The sequence below is a fragment of the Actinobacillus porcinus genome, assembly GCF_901764995.1.
Taxonomy (GTDB): Bacteria; Pseudomonadota; Gammaproteobacteria; order Enterobacterales; family Pasteurellaceae; genus Exercitatus; species Exercitatus porcinus.
Genome location: NZ_CABFKI010000004.1, coordinates 98,614 through 118,441, shown reverse-complemented (window position 1 = coordinate 118,441; position 19,828 = coordinate 98,614). Strand labels below are relative to the sequence as shown.

The following is a 19,828-nucleotide window of genomic DNA, read 5'->3' as shown; positions in this document are numbered from 1 at the left end:
TCTGCCTATGAATGAGGTTGGGTTAACACTATATATGGGTTGAAAAATTAAAACGGGCACAAGATAAGGTAAAGCATAGGATTTTTCAAGTAATAAATTTGTAGTCTGATTATTGACAGAAAGTAAGTTGTTATAGTTAAAAGAGATTTTCTATTCGTCAAAAATTTTTCTTTTTTATTGGCTAAAAGTGCGGTGAAAAAGTTGAATATTTTTTGTGATCAACTTCGCAGATTTCACTATTCCTTCTGAAGTAGAAAAAAGACAATGCTATACTCGGTTCAGCTATGGATAGATTGAGAAAGGATTTATTATGAAATTAGAAGAACTGGCAAAATTAGCCGGGGTATCAAGAACCACAGCCAGCTATGTATTAAATGGTAAAGCGAAAGAATATCGTGTGAGTGATAGAACGATTGAGCGTGTACAGGCATTGATCGATAAATATGACTTCAAACCCAATGCAATGGCGGCAGGGTTGCGAGTGGGGCGTAGTCATACGATTGGGATGATTATTCCGGACTTTGCCAATATCAGTTATGCCCAAATTGCGAACCTATTGGAAAATCATTGCCGTGAAAAGGGCTATCAGTTATTAATTACGTGTTCCAATGATAAAGCTCATAACGAAATGGAATGTGCTAAACATCTTTTCCAACGCCAAGTGGATGCGCTTATTGTTTCTACCTGTTTGCCTATGGAAAATGATTTCTATCTGACACACCAAGATGTTCCCGTGATTGGCTTTGACCGCCGTCTTCATACGGAAGGTGTAAAAAATTTATTAGCGAATGATATACGGGATGCTTGTCATTTAGGTGTGAATTTATTGGAACGCCAACCTTATAAAAAGGTATTATTTTTTGGCGCGGTACCTGAACTGGTTGTGAGTAAAGAACGGGAAATGGGGTTCAGAGAAGCTTTACAAAACACCAACACGGATATTAAAGACGTTCATTTTTTATATGCCGATGAATTTAAAAAAGATTCCGCTGCCGTCACTTTTGAAGCATGGTTAGAATGTCATGGCTTGCCTGATGCGATTTATACGACATCGTTAACTTTGTTACAGGGTGTGCTGGAAATCTTCTTGAAAAAACAAAAATCTATTCCTGAGAATGTGGTTTTGGCAACCTTTGGTAAAAGTGAATTAGTGGATTTATTGGCAAATCCTGTGGTGTGTAGTGTGCAAAATCATCGTGCCATTGCGCAGGCATTATTTGAATTAGCCATTCCCAATAAGAAAGCGAAAACGGTGGTTATGCCGGAGAAATTGATCCGGCAAATTTATCATTATCGGTGGTAAACAAAAAAGTGCGGTCAAATTATCATAAAATTTGACCGCACTTGCGTTTGTTACAACTTAAAATAGCAATTATTGCGCCATATTAATCACCGTTTTCAAAAACCCTTTCGCCGTTGAGAAACTGTCCATTTTACCTTGTGCTTGTAAAATCATATCAGACATTTCTCGAAAGGCGCCTTTTCCACCAACTTGTGTCAGCACATAATCCGCATTATTTTGCACATAGCTTGGGGCGTCATTGACGGCAAATGCTAATCCACAAACCGCAAAGGCAGGAAGATCTACGCTGTCATCGCCAATGTAGGCGGTTTCTTCAGGCGTTACACCCGCTTGACGGATAAGATCTAAACACGCACTTTCTTTTTCAAGTTTGCCGAGATACGCTAATTTTATCCCAAGATCATCGATGCGTTTTTGCAGAATAGGCGAGCTGCGGCCAGATAATACCGCCACTTGAATACCGTGCTCCATAAGCATACGAATACCTAATCCGTCACGAACATGAAAGCTTTTAATGGCTTCGCCGTTGGCATCGTAATGCAATAAGCCATCTGTTAATACGCCGTCTACATCGGTAATCACCAATTTAATTTTTTGTAGTTTTTCTTGCATGTGAGTTCCTAAGATGAAAATTCGATTAATCCAACGACCTGTTGTAAATCATCAACCACGACCAACGAGTGAATTTTTTTCTCTTTCATAAAGGCTTCCGCATGGGATAAGAATTCATTTTGGTTAATGGTTTTAGGGTTTTTAGTCATTAAATCTTGTGCTGTTTGATTTAATGTCTCAGCACCATTTTTAGTCAATGCACGGCGTACATCACCATCGGTAATAATGCCACATAACTGATTGTTTTCCATGACTAATGCTACGCCCATTCGCCCTTCATTCATCACTGTTAAGCAATCCGTAAAGTTAAGATTAGGTTTAGCGATTGGTAAGCGTGTTTGCATTTGATCTTTAACGCGACAAAGTAAACGGCGACCCAAAGAACCGCCCGGATGGAATTTTGCGAAATCAATCGGTTTGAAATCGCGGGCGTGAATTAATGCCACTGTTAATGCGTCCCCTAGGGCAAGGGTAACTAAAGCGGAAGTGGTTGGTGCAAGATTGTTAGGGCAAGCTTCGCGTTCTACAGAAATGTCTAAAATAAAATCTGCATGTTTACCCAGCGTTGATTTAGGGTTACTGGTGAACGCGATGATTTTGTTACCAAAATTTTTTAAGCTTGGGATAAGTTTATTGACTTCGTCACTTTCGCCGCTGTAAGAAATCAAAATGACGACATCGCTGGGTTTTAACATGCCTAAGTCGCCATGGAAGGCTTCTGTGGGGTGTAAAAAGAAGCTTGGTGTGCCGGTTGAGGCAAGACTTGCCACGATTTTTTTCCCAATTAACCCCGATTTGCCTACGCCGCTAATGGCTACACGACCTTTACAAGCTAAAATAAGTTCGATAACGGCATCAAAAGTGCGGTCTAAATTTTGGCTCAGTTTCGCGAGAGCTTGCTCTTCGGTTTTTAATGTGTCACGAGCATTTTGCAAGTAATCCATAAGTCCTTCCTTTTTTCCTATAGGCATTAAGTGCGGTTATTTTAACTGATGTTTTTGTTTCACTCTAGTTAAAATTCCGCTATACTACGCGCCTGAGTTGGTCAGACAATCGCTGGTTTATTGAAGCCCTTAGTGCCGCAAGGCAAGCCTGAAATAGGTGATAAGTGGGACAAGTAAACGAGAGGAAAGTCCGGGCTACAAAGGGCAGAGTGCCAGTTAACGGCTGGGCAGCGCGAGCTGACGACAAGTGCAACAGAGAGCAGACCGCCTTTTTTCGGAAAGGTAAGGGTGAAAGGGTGCGGTAAGAGCGCACCGCGTGGCTGGCAACAGTTCACGGCAGGGTAAACTCCACTCGTAGCAAGACCAAATAGGAACTCAATGGGTGTGCCCGCTCAGAGTTCGGGTAGGTTGCTTGAGCGTTATAGTGATGTAACGCCTAGAGGAATGATTGTCCAACGACAGAACCCGGCTTATCGATCAACTCACCAAATTCTATCCGGCAGGCAAATTCGTCTGCCTTTTTTCTTTAATATCGCCCAAAACAGAAAAATTTTGTGCGCTGTGTCACAAAATCAAACATTGGTGTTTGCAAGCTGAACCTGAATTTTATATCCTTGGCTCCATAAAAAACGAGAACTATAAAAAATAGTCATCTTAAATTTTGCTTTCCGAGTAGCGTCTTCAGTCCAAGACGCTTTTTTTTGCGCTTTAAACTGCGGTCAAAATTCCCACCATTTCATTGATAGCCTGACAAAGTAATTCGCGATCATGACGATAAACGACATCATCGGCATTGAGCTTATGTCCGAGAATGGGAATATTTAATGCTTGGGCTAAATGTTCAAATTCAGGTGGGGTAATAATGCCGTCAATCATCTCTTTCCCCATGACACGATGAATCCATTGAATACGATCTACAAGAGATAAATTCGCCGCAGGACTGTGTTCAATGCCTAAATTATCAATAAAAATCTTCTTGCCTTGGCTGTGTTTTAAGGCATGAATCATTTCAGGCAAAAGTAAACTTGGCATAATGCTAGTGAGAAAACTGCCGGGGCCCAATAGAATGACATCTGCCTGATTGATTGCTTCTACCGCTTCAGGTGTGGCTTGGACGATAGGTTCAAGAAAAAGCGAGACGGGCAGTTCTTCTAGGTTATCAATTGCCACTTCCCCTACGATAGGTTCGCCTGATGGTAAAATCGCGCCTAAATCCACAGGTTGTTCAGACATGGGAATAAGAAAGGATTTAACCCGTAAAAAGTTACGAATAAGATTAATGGCTTCTGTCGGACGGATTTCCATATCTTCAAGGGCTTTGAGAATGAGATTACCAAGATTATGCCCCGCCAATTCGCCATTTCCACCAAAACGATACTCAAATACTTTTGATGCCGTGGTAGGTTTTGCAATAATTTGGTTTAAACAGTTGCGCAAATCGCCCCAAGCAATGCCACCATGTTGGTGGCGGATTCTGCCGGTTGAACCGCCGTTATCTGTCGTTGCCACAATGCCGGTTAAACGTTCTTTCATAAAGCTTAATGATGACATGACACGTCCTAATCCATGTCCACCACCAATGGCTACGATATGATTGAGTTGTTCTAAGTGATTTGTTGTTAAATGTTGCATAATCGCTTTAAGAAAAAGTGCGGTTTAAAAATAAATTAATTTTATCATACCGTTAAAAGTAAAAAATTGCACTAGCACCTACCCCAAAGAGTGTAAATTTACGTTCTCACCTTGTTCTTTATCGATAACACTTTTACAATACACAAAATTTATCTGATTACCGAGCTTGTTCGCCTAAGTTATGACACAACAAAAATAATAGGGTGGCCATGCCAGCAAATGACTTTATTTGCTCAGGGATGTACTGGAAACGGTGGGTCCTTCCGTATTTGAAAAGGTATCTATGCAATCTATTCCAATTAAACATGTGGGGCAGTCTCTTGTGGACGCCTTTCAGCGTGAATATTATTATTTGCGCTTATCCATTACAGATGTCTGTAATTTTCGCTGTACTTATTGTTTGCCTGACGGTTATCAGCCAACATCAACGCGCCCTTCTTTTTTAACCCTTGATGAAATTCGCCGTGTGGGACAAGCCTTTGCCGCATTGGGAACACGTAAAATCCGTTTAACAGGGGGCGAGCCCACATTACGTAAAGATTTTGTGGAAATCGTGGAAAATTTGACCGCACTTCATGGCATTGACCAACTGGCGTTAACCACCAACGGCTATCGTATGGCAAAAGAGATCGCAGAATGGAAACGTGCAGGTGTGACGTCTATTAACGTGAGTGTGGATAGTTTAGATCCTAAAATGTTTCATCAAATTACCGGTGAAAATAAGTTTGTGGATGTGATGAAAGGGATCGATCGCGCTTTTGACATTGGCTATGAAAAAGTCAAAGTGAATGCGGTGTTGATGAAAACTTTGAATGATAAAGAATTCGATCAATTTCTCGCGTGGGTGAAAAATCGTCCTATTCAAATGCGTTTTATTGAACTGATGCAAACCGGCGAAATGGATCACTTTTTTCATCAACATCATCTTTCAGGGCAAGTGCTGGCAGATCGCCTGATCCGCGAAGGCTGGTTATTACAACCTAAAGCACAAACAGACGGGCCGGCTAAAGTATTCAAACACCCTGATTATCAAGGGGAAATCGGTTTGATTATGCCTTATGAGAAAAACTTCTGCGCCAGTTGCAACCGATTACGGGTTTCCGCTATGGGCAAATTGCATTTGTGTTTATTTGGCGAAGAAGGTATTGAATTACGGGATTTGTTACAACATGATGAGCAACAAATGCAATTAAAATCAAGGTTGCAAGCCGCATTACAGGGCAAACGAGAACATCATTTTTTACACCAAGGCGATAGCGGTATTCGTAGCAATTTGGCAACTATCGGCGGCTAAACCATTTCAGGTATTTAGGAAAACTTATGACAACTTTTACACATATTAATCAAAACGGCGAAGCCAATATGGTGGACGTGTCGAACAAACAAGACAGCGTGCGCGAGGCGCGCGCGGAAGCTTTTGTGACCATGAACGCGGAAACCTTGCAAATGATCATGGCAGGCAATCATCATAAAGGCGATGTTTTTGCTACGGCACGTATCGCCGGGATTCAAGCGGCAAAACGCACTTGGGAACTGATTCCATTGTGCCATCCGTTGCTGCTTTCTAAAGTGGAAGTAAATTTGACCGCACTTCCAGAGCACAATCAAGTGCGCATTGAAAGCCTTTGCAAATTAACAGGCAAAACCGGCGTTGAAATGGAAGCGTTAACTGCCGCCGGCGTTGCGGCGTTGACGATTTACGATATGTGCAAAGCGGTACAAAAAGATATGGTGATTTCTCAGGTGCGTTTACTTGAAAAGTGCGGTGGAAAATCAGGCCATTTTAAAGTGGAAGGCTAAGTGATGTTGAAAATTCTATTTTTTGCACAAACCCGAGAATTAATTGGTGTTGACCAACTGGAGTTAAACGCTGAATTTACGACCGCTGAAGCGGTACGCGAACATTTAGCGGCACAAGGCGGCAAATGGGCATTAGCCTTGGCGAAAGGGAAATTATTGGTCGCAATTAACCAAACCTTAAGTCCCTTAGAAAGTGCGGTGAAATCGGGGGATGAAATTGCCTTTTTCCCACCTGTCACAGGAGGTTAATATGACGGATATTCGTATTGCCGTTCAAGAACAGCCTTTTGATCAAAATGCCGAATACCGTTGGCTTGCAGAAAATCATTCTGTTGGTGCTACGACCATTTTTGTGGGAAAAGTGCGCGAAATGAATTTAGGCGATGAAGTGTCGAGCCTGTATTTGGAGCATTATCCTGCAATGACGGAAAAAGCCTTGCGCGAGATTGTGGATGAAGCGAAGCAACGCTGGAATATTCAACGTGTAAGCCTGATTCACCGCGTAGGTTTATTGCATACGGGGGATGAAATTGTGTTGGTGGGTGTAAGCTCGGCACACCGCGGTGATGCTTATGCCGCTAATGAATTTATTATGGATTATTTAAAAACCCGGGCACCATTTTGGAAAAAAGAGCAAACCAAACAAGGTGAACGTTGGATTGAAAGCCGCGACAGCGATCATCAAGCCGCGGATAAGTGGTCATAATCTTGTTGTTTTAAGCCTGTTTTACGACAGGCTTTTTTATGTCATGTGTAACGTGAAAAATTTTATAGGTTCTTCATTTTTTCTTCAGATTTTCTTGTTTTAATAACGCCGTCAAAGAGAAAACGTTGACAACTTAACCAATTTATTTAGGAGAACAATAATGAAGAAAGTAAGTTTAGCGACATTAATCGCAATCGCGACAATTGGAACGACATTCGCTGTCAATGCAGAAACAAAACCGGAAACATTTGGTGGGGATGTTCATTGTAGAAAGGAGGCTGCCTGTATGGATTTAAAACAGGATTCAGCAGGCGAGAAGCGTTTTTCTCGCCATCGTGAGCATCAAGCAGGCAAAGGGAATTCGCAAGGTATGCATTTCCATCATCGCTCTAGCCATTCAGGCTGGAAGGGGTTTGTAACTGCCAAAGACGCTACCAAGGTTGCAGATGCAGATAAATGGCAAGATGATCAACTTATTGTGTTAGAAGGGCATATTGTTAAACAAGTAGGGAAAAAAGATTTTGTGTTTAAAGATGCCAGTGGTGAAATTACGTTAGAAATTAGACCTAGAGCATGGCATGGTACGGTTAGCCCTGAAGATAAAGTACGTATTATCGCTGATGTGGAAAAATCTTGGGGAAAAACGGAAGTGGAGGCTTTTGACGTTGAAAAAATCGTGAAATTGGATGAAGTGAAGTCTGTTGCAAAAGCAGAATAATAGATCTTATCAAAGCGGCTGTTGCCGCTTCAGATTGCTGACAAAGTTCATCTTTGAGAAACCACCTAGCACGAGCCGTGCTAGGTTCGTTAAACCCAGCCCCGCTGGGGCTGAATAGAAGAGCCGCAGAGCGGCTCAGATTATGTAACCCTATACGGCTCGTATAGGGTTTGTCATTGCTCTAAAGCGGCTGTTGCCGCTTTTTTCCTTTGTGATTAAAGGGAATGAAAGAGCTTGTTGAATGTGGGGCTTGATGTCAGAATACAATCGATAAAAAAAGCGCGGTGGAAAAAAATGAGAATTTTATTAATTGAAGACGATAGCTTAATTGGAAATGGGCTAAATATTGGATTGAGTAAATCAGGCTTTTTAGTGGATTGGTTTACGGATGGAAAAACAGGTTATGACGCGCTTAAATCTGCCCCTTATGATGCGGTAGTGTTGGATTTAACCTTGCCTAAAATGGATGGTTTGGCAATTTTGCAGCAATGGCGGCAGGATAAACAGGATGTTCCGGTCTTAATTTTAACAGCGCGAGATGCTCTAGATGAACGTGTGAAAGGGTTACAGCTGGGGGCGGATGATTATTTGTGCAAGCCTTTTGCATTGGTGGAAGTTGTGGCGCGTTTGCAAGCATTAATTCGCCGCCGACATGGGCAAGTGAATCCCATTATTGAACATAGCGGTGTCAAATTTGATCCCATTAATCATCGTGTGACTTTGCGTGATGATGAGGTTGCCTTAACGGCGCGAGAATATAAATTGCTTGAGTTATTTATGATGAATAAGGAACGTGTGCTAAGCCGTTCTTTTATTGAAGAAAAACTTTATAGCTGGGATGATGAAGTCAGTAGTAATGCCTTAGAAGTGCATATGTATAATTTACGTAAAAAATTGGGCAAACAATTTATTCGCACAATACATGGTGTGGGTTATGCCTTAGGGGAAAATGGGGAAAATGATGAAGCTGTGGAATAAAAATAGCCTACGTTTTCGTTTAATTTGGATTTTATCCATCAGCGCCTTTCTTATTTGGACAGGATCTACGGCAATTGCTTGGTTTCAAGCCAAAAAAGAAATCAATCAAATGTTTGATATGCAACAAATCTTATTTGCCAAGCGTCTCGCGTCATCTGATTTAGGCTTAATATTATCTGAACGAAAATCACGGATGAATTCCTTTCGTCATCCGCGCCGTCCTAAACATTATGACGATGATGCCTTGGCATTTGCTATTTTTACCCATGATGGTTTTAGGGTGGTGAGCGATGACGCGAAAGGAAACAATATTCCTTTTTCCCCATCTCGTGGTTTTAATTCTGTTATTCCTGAAGGAGAAAATGAACCTTGGCGTATTTTTTGGATGCCTTATGAAAACCGCCATTTTCTGATCGCCGTTGGGCAAAAACAAGGTTATCGCGATGAAATTGTGGAAGAAATGGTTTTGGCGCAGATGTGGGTATGGTTGGCAGGGTTACCTGTGCTGATTGGGTTGATGATTTTTTTGATTACCAAAGAAATGAACATTTTGCGATTGGTGGGCAAGGAAATGGAAGAACGATCACCGGAAGCGGTTCAGCCCTTATCTACTCAGCAGGTTCCCAATGAAATTTTACCCTTAGTGACAGGATTAAATGGCTTTTTTGACCGCACTTCTAACATGTTGCAACGGGAGCGGCGTTTTACCTCTGATGCGGCTCATGAATTACGCAGCCCTTTGGCAGGTTTACGCGTTCAAGCTGAACTTGCTCAGATGCTTGGAGATGATGCTGCATTGCGCAATGATGCGCTGAATAATCTGACGCAAGGCATCGATCGTGCGAGCCAAGTTATAGAACAATTGTTAACGCTGTCACGGCTAGATAATTTAAATCAACTGGATGATTTGCAAAGGATTTCATGGTGTGAAATTAGCCAATCTGTGATTTCGGAATGCTATTTTAAAGCAGAAAAAAATCAAATGACGTTGATGTTAGAGAAAATCAATGAACCGATAGCCATCCAAGGTCAACCTGTGTTGTTATCTTTAATGTTGCGTAATGTCATTGATAATGCCCTTAAATATTGCCCAAATGGCACACAGATTAATGTGCGGTTAGATACACATCAGATTGTGGTGGAAGATAATGGTTTGGGGGTAAATGACGAAGATCTTGATAAATTAGGTCAGCGTTTTTATCGTCCGGCAGGACAAAATGAAAAGGGCAGTGGATTAGGACTTTCTATTGTACTGCGTATCGCACAATTGCATCATATTCGTGTGAAATTAGAAAATCGGCAAAATGAGCAGGAAGGCAACACGGGTTTGCGTGTTATTTTTTATCTTCCATCTTAACGAAAAGACCGCACAAAGTGCGGTCAGTTTTTTAAGTATTTTATTAAAGCACTTTAACAATACTTTCGCATAAATAACGAATATTGTCTTCGGTAATGCCTGCAACATTGATACGACCTGAACGCACTGCGTAGATGGCGAATTCGTCTTTTAAGCGGTCAACCTGTTCGGCACTTAATCCGCTGAATGAGAACATACCGTTTTGTTCGATGATAAAGCTGAAGTCTTGTTCTGCACCGAATTCTTTGAGCAAGGCAACAAATTTGTGGCGCATGGCTTTAATACGGTCGCGCATTTCGGTTAATTCTGCATCCCATTCTGCGCGAAGTTTGTCATCGCCTAACACTAATGCTACGGTTGCTGCACCGTGTGATGCCGGGTTTGAATAGAGCGTACGTACGATAGATTTGACTTGTGTCAATGCCGTTGCCGCGATTTCTTCTGTTTCTGCCACTAAGGTAAATGCGCCTACACGTTCGTTATATAAACCGAAGTTTTTCGAGAATGAGCTAGAAACCAATAATTCTTTATGGTTGGCGGCAAATGTGCGTAAACCAATGGCGTCTTCGTCTAAACCGTTAGCTAAACCTTGGTAGGCAAAGTCAAATAATGGCAACCAGCCTTTTTGTGCAGAAAGATCTGCAAGGGCTTTCCATTGTTCAGGTGTTGGATCGATACCGGTTGGGTTATGGCAGCAGCCATGTAATAAGATAACATCGCCTTCATCTGCGTGGCTTAAGTCTTCCATTAAACCCTCCCAATCTAGGGCTTTTTTCTCAGCATCATACCAACGGTATTCGCGAATAGTCATACCTACGGCGTTGAAAATAGCATTATGGTTTGGCCAAGTCGGGTTTGAAATCCACACATTTTGTGCTTTTGTTTGACGTTTTACAAATTCAGCTGCAATACGTAATGCGCCCGTTCCGCCTAAACTTTGTACTGTTTTAGCACGTGCATTTTTCACAATATCAGACTCTTTGCCGAATAATAATTCTTTCGTACGCGCGTTAAATTCTGCTACACCATCAATGGCTAAGTAGTTTTTGGTGGTTTCTAATTCAAATAAACGACCTTCCGCTTGTTTCACCGCTTTCATAATAGGTGTGTTGCCTTGCGCATCTTTATACACACCAATCCCCAAGTTGACTTTTGGGCTACGTGTTTCGGCTTTGAATGCTTCACCTAAACCTAAAATAGGATCCGCAGGTGCGGCTTTAATATTTTTAAACATAACTAATCCTTACTAATGTTGCGTTTTAAATTGAATGTGTCAGTTATACGTATTTTACAAAAAAATTGCAATCATATTTGAAGAAAAAAGCGATCTATTGATAAATTATCAACAGATCGCCATAAAAATTAGATTATTTCAATTTTTCAATTGCCCAATCCAACCCGGATTGATAATCTTCAGGCAATTCATTGCGCAGTTTATTTAATTGCGCAATCAGCACGACTTTATCCGTATGGGTTAAATTAATATGACCCACTTTACGCCCCGGGCGAACTTCTTTGCCGTACCAATGCAACTGACTAAATGGTGTATTAAGCCATTGTGCATTATGTTCTGTACCAATTAAGTTAACCATCACACTTGGGGCAAACACTTGCAATTCAGGGGTCGGTAAATCCAGTAGTGCGCGTAAATGCAACTCAAATTGGCTAATAGAACAACCTAATTGCGTCCAATGTCCGCTATTGTGAACACGTGGTGCCAGTTCGTTAATCAGTAATTGTCCATCCACCACAAAACATTCCATTGCCATCACGCCAACATAATCCAAATGCGCCATCACTTTACCTAGCATCATTTCTGCTTGCGCTTGTAAGTGTGCATTAGAGCCATCTGCGACAGAGTAGCGTAAAATCCCATTTTGCTGCAAATTATGAGTAACAGGATAGAAGCGGGTTGAGCCGTCACGAAAACGTGCGCCCACAATGGAAACTTCGCCATCAAAAGGAATAAATTTTTCCGCAATAACTTCACCGAATAAGTCATCGGTGATAACCTCTTGATTTTCCGCGGTCACAATCCATTGACCGCGACCGTCATAGCCCCCTGTGCGGCGTTTTACCACGACTTTTTCACCAATCTCCGTAAAAATACGTTCAAAATCCGCCGCACTTTTTACTAATGTCCAAGGCGAAGTGGGTAAATGAAGCGCCTCTAAAATGGATTTTTGGGCAAAACGATCCGCCGTTTTACCAAAGACATTTTTGTTCACAAAGCGCTCGTGATTGCCCAGCATCGTGGTTAATGGCGTTTCAGCCCAACGCTCAATTTCTGCCGTGATAACAGCATCTTGGGGTAAATCAAAAACAGGCGCATCAAACGCGAGTGGTTCAACATGAATATCTAAAGGCGCGCCTGCGTAACGTAACATACGCCCGAGTTGACCATTGCCTAAAACATAAACCGTGGGATATAAAGCACTTTTTTGCATGGTTATTTCCTAAGTTGGGTGGGTTGAACTCACAGAAAGAGATTATTTATTCATCACGTGGATCAGGATTGTCCAACACCACATTTGTTTGTTTTTCACGGAACGTTTTTAGACGCGCTAATAATTCGCTATCCCAAGCCGCTAAAATTTGAGCAGCAAGCAAACCTGCGTTAGCCGCGCCTGCAGGCCCAATAGCTAAAGTCCCCACAGGAATGCCTTTTGGCATTTGCACGATAGAATAAAGGCTGTCAACGCCACTTAACATGGAGCTTTTTACCGGCACACCTAATACAGGCACCAACGTTTTGGCGGCGATCATTCCCGGTAAATGTGCCGCACCGCCTGCGCCCGCAATAATCACTTTGTATCCCTTGCTTTCTGCGCTCTCGGCAAAACTAAATAATTTGTCAGGGGTGCGATGTGCGGAAACCACTTCTACGTGATATGGCACTTGTAATTCATCTAAAATCATCGTGGCTTCTTGCATGGTTGCCCAATCGCTTTTTGAACCCATGACAATCGCGATTTTTGGTGTTGCATTTGACATCGTTATTATTCCTATAACATGAACGGTGAAATAAAAAATTGGCGTAAGAATATCACATTAAGCAAACGATTGCGATAGGAACAATCGCTGCTTAAAAAGTGCGGTGGGAATTTAGTCATTTTAATTTTAAATAGGTATAAAAATCGATTTTAAGCAAAAACAGCTAAAAATAATCGATTTTGAGCAGTTGTAATTGATTTTAAACTCAATAAGCTAAAAATAATTGATTTTAAACGGTCGTAATAGATGTTATGTAGCAACTACACAAAACTGAAATGACGGTTGGTAAGCTTGTCGAACTACGGTTGGTGAGCTTGTGTAACAGCTACATAATCCTTAGAAAAAGGCACTGAAATTTGGTGTCTTTTTTGTTATATTGGCGTGACCAATTCATTCTTATAGGATAGTTATGAAAACCATTTGGAATTTACTTAAATTTTGTTGGAAAGGGTTAAATTTTATTCGCAATGTGGTGATGAATTTTTTCTTTCTTATTTTTATGCTGCTTGCCATTACGGTGTTTAGCTTAAGTTCAGGCAGTAAAAGTCAAACGGAACTGGTGGGAAATCAAGGGGCGTTGTTGTTGAATTTAAATGGTTATTTAGCAGATAACCGCGATGAAAATATGACATGGCAGACCGCACTTCAAGAAATTAACGGGCAATCGGTGCCCATGAAAATCTCAAGTTTTGATGTGGTGTATGCCATTAATCATGCGCAAGAAGATGATCGCATTAAAGGGCTGGTGCTGGATTTGAATTACTTTGAAGGCGCAGATTTACCGGCGTTGGATTATGTGGGAAACGCAATTCTTGAGTTTAAAAAAGCGAATAAACCGGTGATTGCTTATGCGGATAATTTTTCTCAAGCCCAGTATTATCTTGCGAGTTTTGCCGATGAAATTTATTTAAATCCGGTGGGGAATGTTAATATTCAAGGCTTGTCGGCGCAGAATTTGTATTTTAAATCTATGCTTAATAAGTTAGAAGTGACACCGCATATTTTCCGCGTGGGAACCTATAAATCCGCGGTAGAGCCGTTTTTACGTGATGATATGTCCCCTGAAGCCAAACAAAATACAACCCGTTGGTTAAGCAAAATGTGGGAAAACTATCAGCAAGGCATAGCAGAGCATCGCCATATTCCTGTGCAATCAGTCTTGCCTGATAGCGCGCAATATTTAAAAGCATTAAAGGCATTAGGTGGGGACAGTACAAAATATGTGTTGCAACGCAAATTGGTGACCCAATTGGCAACGCCTGCGGAATTAAATCAAAAATTGACCGCACTTTGGGGCGAAAATGATGAGCATGAGTTTAAACATGTTGAGTTTGATCTCTATCTCAGCGCATTGCCGGATCGTTTAGATAGTTTCCGCTCTCAACACAATATTGCGGTCATTAATATTGAAGGCGCGATTATTGATGGGGAATCCGATGAAGAAAATGTTGGCGGAGATAGCATTGTTAAGTTGTTACATCAAGCGCAGTTTGATGACAGCATTAAAGGGGTCATTTTACGGATTAACAGCCCCGGCGGCAGTGCCTTTGCTTCAGAGAAAATTCGTCAAGAAGCGGAACAATTACAAAAATTAGGAAAACCGGTGGTGGTTTCAATGGGGGATATGGCGGCTTCAGGGGGCTATTGGATTTCAAGTACCGCAGACTATATTGTGGCGGATAAAAACACCATTACGGGATCCATCGGGATTTTTGCGATGTTTCCAACCTTTGAGAAAACCTTAAAGCAGGTGGGGATTTCAACAGATGGGGTGAGCACCTCGCCATTTGCCAATGTGGATGGCTTACAACGTTTGCCGAAGGAAGCCGGTGATTTATTCCAAATTGAGATTGAACATGGCTATGACGCTTTCTTAGAGGTGGTCAGCCGTGGGCGTAAACTTTCTAAGACAGAAGTGGATAAATTGGCACAGGGGCAAATTTGGCTTGGCGAAGAAGCGTTAAAGCACAAGTTGGTGGATGAATTGGGCGATATTCATCGGGCAATGGATAAAGCGAGTGAATTAGCGAGTGCCAAATTAGCGGAAAATGCCGGCGAGATGAGTTACTCAATGATTTGGTTAACGGAAGAAGCCACGGGGATTCATGCGTTTCTCAATAACTTTAAGCAAGAAGCGAAAGCTTGGGTTCTCGAGATAATGGGAATGCCGAAAGAGGCCGTTGTGGTGCAAAAACAGTTAGGGCAATTCAATACATTTAATGATCCAAAAGGACAATATTTGTATTGTTTGAATTGTGCGAAAGTGAAATAAAGTGCGGTGAGATTTTATTTATTTTTAATCTTCCCTTGCGCAGATGAATTTTTTAGTGTAATGTAAGCGTTACATCAAATGTACATAAAAATTTACAATCAACAAATTACAAATAACAAGATAGTTATCAAGGAAGCAGTATGAACAAAGACAGTATTCATAACGTCCATATTATTGACGAAAAAGTATTAATTACCCCGGCAGAATTAAAACAAAAATTACCTTTACCGGCAGCATTGCGTACACAAATCGAAACACATCGCCGTGAAATTTCGGACATTATTCACAAAAAAGATAACCGTTTATTGGTGGTGATCGGCCCTTGTTCTATTCATGATCCTTTAGCGGCATTAGATTACGCAAAACGTTTAAAAGCACTTTCTGATGAATTAAAAGATCAACTTTATATTGTGATGCGTGTGTACTTTGAAAAACCACGTACGACAGTGGGTTGGAAAGGTTTAATTAACGACCCGAAAATTGACGGCTCTTTTGATGTGGAACATGGTTTACATATTGCACGCCAATTGTTATTGGAATTAGTGGAAATGGGCTTACCGTTAGCAACGGAAGCGTTGGATCCGATGACGCCACAATATTTAGCGGATTTATTTAGCTGGTCAGCCATTGGTGCGCGTACTACTGAATCACAAACCCACCGTGAATTAGCTTCGGGCTTATCTATGGCAGTGGGCTTTAAAAATGGTACAGATGGCAGTCTTGGCACGGCGATTAATGCCATGAAAGCGGCTTCAATGGGGCATAGTTTTATTGGGATTAACCAACAAGGTCAGGTGAATTTATTGCACACGGAAGGTAATCCGGACGGACACGTCATTTTACGTGGTGGCAAAGCACCAAATTATGCCTCAGAATTCGTGCAACAATGTGAAGCGGAACTCGCAAAAGCAGGGTTGGAAACAGCGATTATGATTGACTGTAGTCATGGTAACTCAAACAAAGATTACCGCCGTCAGCCAATTGTGGCAGAAGATGCGACTCAGCAAATTGTGAACGGTTGTCAATCGATCATTGGTTTAATGATTGAAAGTAATATTAATGCCGGCAATCAATCGGCAGAGCAACCTGTCAGCGAAATGAAATATGGTGTTTCTATTACAGATGCTTGTATTGATTGGGAAACCACCGATAGTTTGTTACGCAAAATTGCGGCAGATTTAAAAAATCGTTAAAATACAGCCGATATTACGTCATCGTAGCACAAGACGGTCGTTGAGCCTGTCGAAACGTAAGTCTTGTGCAACACGCTGAAATGTCTTATGGTTCGACAAGCTCACCAACCGCCATTTCAGCTTTATTCCATTATAATGTCGAATACCCCTAATTTTAACCGCACTTAAGGACGCTCTAAGCGTCCTTTTACTGCATTTAGAGAGAATGAGATGGACGCATTAAAAGAAATCCGAAACGAAATTGATGCTTTAGATCAAGAGCTGATTGAAGTCTTTGCAAAACGCTTGGCATTAGTCAAAAAAGTCGGGGAGATAAAACATAAACAAGGGTTGCCGATTTATGTGCCTGAGCGTGAAGCGGATATGCTCGCGGCGCGCCGTAAAGAAGCGGAGAAAATGGGGGTGCCGGCGGATCTGATTGAAGATGTGTTACGCCGTGTTATGCGTGAGTCTTATGTCAGCGAAAACCATTTCGGTTTTAAAACCATTAATCCTGAGATTAAAAAGATCGTGATTGTGGGTGGAAACGGTAAATTAGGTGGTTTGTTCGCACGTTTTTTACGTGCTTCAGGTTATCCAGTTGATGCATTGGGCAGCAAAGATTGGGCGCAAGCACAGGCAATTTTATCAGGCGCAGATGTGGTGATTGTTTGTGTGCCGATTAATAAAACGCTGGAAACCATTGAACGCTTGAAACCTTATTTAACCGAAAATATGTTGCTGACGGATTTGACATCAGTAAAACGTCAGCCATTAGAAAAAATGCTCGAAGTGCATCGTGGTGCGGTAGTCGGATTACACCCAATGTTTGGGCCGGACATTGCCAGTATGGCGAAGCAAGTGGTGGTGCGCTGTGATGGGCGTTACCCTGAACGTTATGAATGGTTGCTGGAACAAATTGCTATTTGGGGGGCGAAAATTTATCAAGTGGATGCGGCAGAACATGATCATAGTATGACTTATATCCAAGCCTTGCGTCATTTTTCTACCTTTGCCAACGGCTATCATTTATCACGCCAACCCATTAAGTTAGCCAATATTTTAGCTTTATCCTCGCCGATTTATCGCTTGGAATTGGCGATGATCGGGCGTTTATTTGCGCAAGATGGTAGCCTTTATGCGGATATTATTATGGATAAACCTGAGAATTTAGAAGTGATTGAAAGCTTAAAACAAAGCTATGAAGAAAGCTTAAAATTCTTTGAAACAGGCGATAAAGATGGGTTTATTAAAGTCTTTAATGAAGTGCGCGAATGGTTTGGGGAATATTCTGAACAATTTATGAAAGAAAGTCGCCAATTGTTGCAACAAGCTAATGATTATCGTCATTCGTAGATATTTGATATCCTCATTACATACTAAAAGTGCGGTCAAAATAATAAGCATAGTTGGCAGAATATTATGCCAGATAAAAGGCGGGTTTGTTTAACTCGCCTTTTTTCATGAGAAAAGAGAGATTTTTGAGACTAAATAGGTTGTTCTTGCCAAGAAGTATCATCCAATAACTTGCCAAAATATCCTTCAACTAACCGTTGAGTAATATCTGTTTGTGGGTCTGTAAATAAAGAGCGCGTATTACCATATTCGATCATCTGCCCGTTATCCATTACTAAAACCTCATCTGCAATATGCTTAATTAAACCGAGATGTTGACCAATATAAATATAAGAAATCCCACGGCGTTCTTGAATATCTAACATTAAATTAGTGAGTTGCGTTTTAACGGAGGCATCAAGTGCTCCTAATGCATCATCGGCAATAATAATATCAGGTTGTAGAATAAGCGCATGAGCCAAGGCGACACGCTGTTTTTGGCTGGCGGACATGGTATTAATCTTAATATGGGTATGTTCAGGATAGAGCCCAACCAGTTTTAAGGTGTCAAAAATTTGTTCATTGCGTTCATCTTCATCTAACGTGGTGGCTAATCGTAAAGGGGTATCCAAAATTTGACCAACATTCAGGCGTGGATTAAAGGCAGAATGTACATCTTGAAATAGCATGCGAATACGTTTAGTTCTAAAGGCGTAATCGCCATAGGTTAATTCTGTTCCTTGCAGGTAAATTTTTCCTGATGTGGGTTTGGATAGACCAACAATCATTTTTGCCAACGTAGATTTGCCTGAACCATTATTTCCAATAATGGCAAGGGTTTTCTGCGGTTCAAGGGTAAAACTAATGTCTTGTACAGCATAGAAAGTATCTTTAGTGAGAAAACGCCCCGCATTTTGGAAGCGTTTACATAAATCTTCAACTTGTAAAAGTGCGGTCATTTTTATTCGTTTTCTGTTAATGTCAATGGACTTAAAGTCGGCGCTTTTATTGGGGTATTTTCCCGTAAATTTAATGGGTAGTGACATGCAAATTCATGCTGTTTAATGCGGCGAAATGGCGGCTTATTGACGCATTTTTTTTGGGCAAAAGGACAACGTGGCCCTAATCGACACCCCATAGGCATATTTTCTAACAATGGCACTGTGCCGCGAAGCGTGTTTAAACGGCTTTTTAACGGCAAAGGCTGACTAAAATCCGGAATAGAATGTAGCAGTGCCGATGTATAAGGATGATGTGGTGCATTTAAAATACTCTCTTTCGGGCCGGTTTCAGCATTTTGTCCACAATAAAGCACAGAAAATGAGTCGCACCATTCACTAATACTCATAATATCATTACTGGCGAGTAAAATGGTGGTGTTATTATTTTTATTCATACTCGTCAGCAAACGAAATATTTGTTGTTGCGTACTGGCTTCCAAGGAATTGGTGGGTTCATCGGCAATGAGTAAACGTGGTTGATTAGCCACCGCCATAGCAATCATCACTTTTTGTCCTTCCCCTTCAGTGATTTCATTGGGATAGCTATGCATGATACTTTTATGATCTTTAATGCCCACGCGATGCAATAGCTCAATGGCGCGGCGTTTTTTCCAACCAAACCATTGCCACCATTTCCCTTTAAATGTCCAAGAGGGAATATTTTGGATCATTTGCTTACCAATGACTTTACTTGGGTCGAAATAGGATAGGGGATCTTGATAAATCATCGAGATTTCACGTCCCACTAATTTCCGCCGTTGGTGGGGTGGCATACTCAGTAGTTCAATATCATTAAAGCGAAAGCGTTCAGCGGTGATGATCCAGCTGTCTTTGAATGTATTACAAATCACCTTGGCAATAAGGCTTTTACCGGAACCGGATTCTCCCACCAAGCCACAAATTTCCCCTTCATCGAGCGTCAATGTGACATTATCGACAATGCGAATGCGCCCCAATGGGGTTTTGATATCAATACAAAGATTGCGAATATCTAACAAAGCCAT

At 41.4% G+C, this 19,828-nt stretch carries 19 protein-coding genes, 1 other RNA gene and 1 riboswitch; of the genes, 12 read left to right on the top strand and 8 right to left on the bottom strand.

The genetic code is table 11. The features are described 5' to 3' along the window. Window positions 1-310: 310 nt before the first annotated feature. Window positions 311-1,303 carry a catabolite repressor/activator gene (gene cra, locus E7T07_RS04220; protein ID WP_135709673.1) on the top strand — a complete coding sequence of 331 codons (993 nt, stop codon included), beginning with the start codon at window positions 311-313 and terminating at the stop codon, window positions 1,301-1,303. Window positions 1,304-1,372: 69 nt separating this feature from the next. Here cra and E7T07_RS04215 read toward each other — a convergent pair whose 3' ends face one another. Then, entirely contained in the window at window positions 1,373-1,915 is a 543-nt protein-coding gene (locus E7T07_RS04215) for a KdsC family phosphatase (protein ID WP_135709672.1), read from the bottom strand. A gap of 8 nt (window positions 1,916-1,923) precedes the next feature. Next, on the bottom strand, window positions 1,924-2,859 hold the full coding sequence (locus E7T07_RS04210) for a KpsF/GutQ family sugar-phosphate isomerase (RefSeq protein ID WP_135709671.1): 936 nt from the start codon (window positions 2,857-2,859) through the stop codon (window positions 1,924-1,926). A 93-nt stretch (window positions 2,860-2,952) separates the two neighbouring features. Here E7T07_RS04210 and rnpB point away from each other — a divergent pair. Continuing rightward, window positions 2,953-3,348: RNase P RNA component class A (gene rnpB, locus E7T07_RS04205), an RNA gene on the top strand. 219 nt (window positions 3,349-3,567) lie between these two features. On the opposite strand, the gene E7T07_RS04200 is transcribed toward rnpB, so the two are convergent. Continuing rightward, a complete protein-coding gene (locus tag E7T07_RS04200; protein WP_135709670.1) occupies window positions 3,568-4,491 on the bottom strand; it encodes a gluconeogenesis factor YvcK family protein in 924 nt (307 codons plus the stop codon). 146 nt (window positions 4,492-4,637) lie between these two features. After that, window positions 4,638-4,786, top strand: a riboswitch (molybdenum cofactor riboswitch). Between E7T07_RS04200 and moaA the strand changes: the two genes are divergently transcribed. The 7 genes from moaA (at window position 4,775) to qseC (ending at window position 10,050) form a co-directional block, all read left to right on the top strand. Next, window positions 4,775-5,785, top strand: a complete 1,011-nt coding sequence (moaA, locus tag E7T07_RS04195; protein WP_135709669.1) for a GTP 3',8-cyclase MoaA — start codon at window positions 4,775-4,777, stop codon at window positions 5,783-5,785. Its footprint overlaps the riboswitch before it by 12 nt. Window positions 5,786-5,811: 26 nt before the next feature. Then, window positions 5,812-6,291 carry a cyclic pyranopterin monophosphate synthase MoaC gene (moaC, locus tag E7T07_RS04190; RefSeq protein ID WP_135709668.1) on the top strand — a complete coding sequence of 160 codons (480 nt, stop codon included), beginning with the start codon at window positions 5,812-5,814 and terminating at the stop codon, window positions 6,289-6,291. Between the two features lie 3 nt (window positions 6,292-6,294). Then, complete coding sequence (moaD, locus tag E7T07_RS04185) at window positions 6,295-6,540, top strand: molybdopterin synthase sulfur carrier subunit (RefSeq protein WP_135709667.1); 246 nt, start codon at window positions 6,295-6,297, stop codon at window positions 6,538-6,540. A gap of 1 nt (window position 6,541) precedes the next feature. Next, complete coding sequence (gene moaE, locus E7T07_RS04180) at window positions 6,542-6,997, top strand: molybdopterin synthase catalytic subunit MoaE (RefSeq protein ID WP_135709666.1); 456 nt, start codon at window positions 6,542-6,544, stop codon at window positions 6,995-6,997. A 160-nt stretch (window positions 6,998-7,157) separates the two neighbouring features. Then, complete coding sequence (locus E7T07_RS04175; protein ID WP_135709665.1) at window positions 7,158-7,715, top strand: YgiW/YdeI family stress tolerance OB fold protein; 558 nt, start codon at window positions 7,158-7,160, stop codon at window positions 7,713-7,715. A 294-nt stretch (window positions 7,716-8,009) separates the two neighbouring features. Further along, window positions 8,010-8,693: a response regulator gene (locus E7T07_RS04170; RefSeq protein ID WP_135709664.1), complete on the top strand. Its 684-nt coding sequence runs from the start codon at window positions 8,010-8,012 to the stop codon at window positions 8,691-8,693. Beyond that, on the top strand, window positions 8,677-10,050 hold the full coding sequence (gene qseC / locus E7T07_RS04165) for a quorum sensing histidine kinase QseC (protein ID WP_135709729.1): 1,374 nt from the start codon (window positions 8,677-8,679) through the stop codon (window positions 10,048-10,050). Before E7T07_RS04170 ends, qseC begins: the two co-directional genes overlap by 17 nt. A 43-nt stretch (window positions 10,051-10,093) precedes the next feature. Here qseC and E7T07_RS04160 read toward each other — a convergent pair whose 3' ends face one another. The 3 genes from E7T07_RS04160 to purE all read right to left on the bottom strand — a co-directional run bounded on the left by E7T07_RS04160 (window position 10,094) and on the right by purE (window position 13,044). Further along, on the bottom strand, window positions 10,094-11,284 hold the full coding sequence (locus E7T07_RS04160) for an amino acid aminotransferase (RefSeq protein WP_135709663.1): 1,191 nt from the start codon (window positions 11,282-11,284) through the stop codon (window positions 10,094-10,096). Window positions 11,285-11,417: 133 nt separating this feature from the next. After that, window positions 11,418-12,497: a 5-(carboxyamino)imidazole ribonucleotide synthase gene (gene purK, locus E7T07_RS04155; RefSeq protein ID WP_135709662.1), complete on the bottom strand. Its 1,080-nt coding sequence runs from the start codon at window positions 12,495-12,497 to the stop codon at window positions 11,418-11,420. Between the two features lie 46 nt (window positions 12,498-12,543). Next, entirely contained in the window at window positions 12,544-13,044 is a 501-nt protein-coding gene (gene purE, locus E7T07_RS04150) for a 5-(carboxyamino)imidazole ribonucleotide mutase (RefSeq protein ID WP_135709661.1), read from the bottom strand. A gap of 418 nt (window positions 13,045-13,462) precedes the next feature. Here purE and sppA point away from each other — a divergent pair, with 418 nt between their 5' ends. The 3 genes from sppA to tyrA all read left to right on the top strand — a co-directional run bounded on the left by sppA (window position 13,463) and on the right by tyrA (window position 17,844). Beyond that, the gene (sppA, locus tag E7T07_RS04145) at window positions 13,463-15,316 is read left to right on the top strand and encodes a signal peptide peptidase SppA (protein WP_135709728.1); all 1,854 of its coding nucleotides are present in this window, start codon (window positions 13,463-13,465) and stop codon (window positions 15,314-15,316) included. Window positions 15,317-15,456: 140 nt separating this feature from the next. Beyond that, complete coding sequence (locus E7T07_RS04140) at window positions 15,457-16,509, top strand: 3-deoxy-7-phosphoheptulonate synthase (protein WP_135709660.1); 1,053 nt, start codon at window positions 15,457-15,459, stop codon at window positions 16,507-16,509. A 210-nt stretch (window positions 16,510-16,719) separates the two neighbouring features. Then, window positions 16,720-17,844, top strand: coding sequence for a bifunctional chorismate mutase/prephenate dehydrogenase (tyrA, locus tag E7T07_RS04135; protein WP_135709659.1), 1,125 nt, complete (start codon window positions 16,720-16,722; stop codon window positions 17,842-17,844). A 131-nt stretch (window positions 17,845-17,975) separates the two neighbouring features. Here tyrA and E7T07_RS04130 read toward each other — a convergent pair whose 3' ends face one another. Together E7T07_RS04130 and E7T07_RS04125 are read right to left on the bottom strand one after the other, a co-directional pair. Beyond that, window positions 17,976-18,782 (bottom strand): peptide ABC transporter ATP-binding protein, encoded by an 807-nt coding sequence (locus E7T07_RS04130; protein WP_135709658.1) that lies wholly within the window; start codon window positions 18,780-18,782, stop codon window positions 17,976-17,978. Window positions 18,783-18,784: 2 nt separating this feature from the next. Continuing rightward, window positions 18,785-19,828 carry a peptide ABC transporter ATP-binding protein gene (locus tag E7T07_RS04125; RefSeq protein WP_135709657.1) on the bottom strand — a complete coding sequence of 348 codons (1,044 nt, stop codon included), beginning with the start codon at window positions 19,826-19,828 and terminating at the stop codon, window positions 18,785-18,787.

Coding starts and splice junctions, on each gene's coding strand:
- E7T07_RS04160 (WP_135709663.1), bottom strand. CDS start 11,284: ATGTTTAAAAATATTAAAGCCGCACCTGCGGATCCTATTTTAGGTTTA.
- moaC (WP_135709668.1), top strand. CDS start 5,812: ATGACAACTTTTACACATATTAATCAAAACGGCGAAGCCAATATGGTG.
- purE (WP_135709661.1), bottom strand. CDS start 13,044: ATGTCAAATGCAACACCAAAAATCGCGATTGTCATGGGTTCAAAAAGC.
- qseC (WP_135709729.1), top strand. CDS start 8,677: ATGAAGCTGTGGAATAAAAATAGCCTACGTTTTCGTTTAATTTGGATT.
- E7T07_RS04215 (WP_135709672.1), bottom strand. CDS start 1,915: ATGCAAGAAAAACTACAAAAAATTAAATTGGTGATTACCGATGTAGAC.
- E7T07_RS04210 (WP_135709671.1), bottom strand. CDS start 2,859: ATGGATTACTTGCAAAATGCTCGTGACACATTAAAAACCGAAGAGCAA.
- moaD (WP_135709667.1), top strand. CDS start 6,295: ATGTTGAAAATTCTATTTTTTGCACAAACCCGAGAATTAATTGGTGTT.
- E7T07_RS04175 (WP_135709665.1), top strand. CDS start 7,158: ATGAAGAAAGTAAGTTTAGCGACATTAATCGCAATCGCGACAATTGGA.
- moaE (WP_135709666.1), top strand. CDS start 6,542: ATGACGGATATTCGTATTGCCGTTCAAGAACAGCCTTTTGATCAAAAT.
- E7T07_RS04200 (WP_135709670.1), bottom strand. CDS start 4,491: ATGCAACATTTAACAACAAATCACTTAGAACAACTCAATCATATCGTA.
- E7T07_RS04170 (WP_135709664.1), top strand. CDS start 8,010: ATGAGAATTTTATTAATTGAAGACGATAGCTTAATTGGAAATGGGCTA.
- cra (WP_135709673.1), top strand. CDS start 311: ATGAAATTAGAAGAACTGGCAAAATTAGCCGGGGTATCAAGAACCACA.
- tyrA (WP_135709659.1), top strand. CDS start 16,720: ATGGACGCATTAAAAGAAATCCGAAACGAAATTGATGCTTTAGATCAA.
- E7T07_RS04125 (WP_135709657.1), bottom strand. CDS start 19,828: ATGGCTTTGTTAGATATTCGCAATCTTTGTATTGATATCAAAACCCCA.
- moaA (WP_135709669.1), top strand. CDS start 4,775: ATGCAATCTATTCCAATTAAACATGTGGGGCAGTCTCTTGTGGACGCC.
- E7T07_RS04140 (WP_135709660.1), top strand. CDS start 15,457: ATGAACAAAGACAGTATTCATAACGTCCATATTATTGACGAAAAAGTA.
- E7T07_RS04130 (WP_135709658.1), bottom strand. CDS start 18,782: ATGACCGCACTTTTACAAGTTGAAGATTTATGTAAACGCTTCCAAAAT.
- purK (WP_135709662.1), bottom strand. CDS start 12,497: ATGCAAAAAAGTGCTTTATATCCCACGGTTTATGTTTTAGGCAATGGT.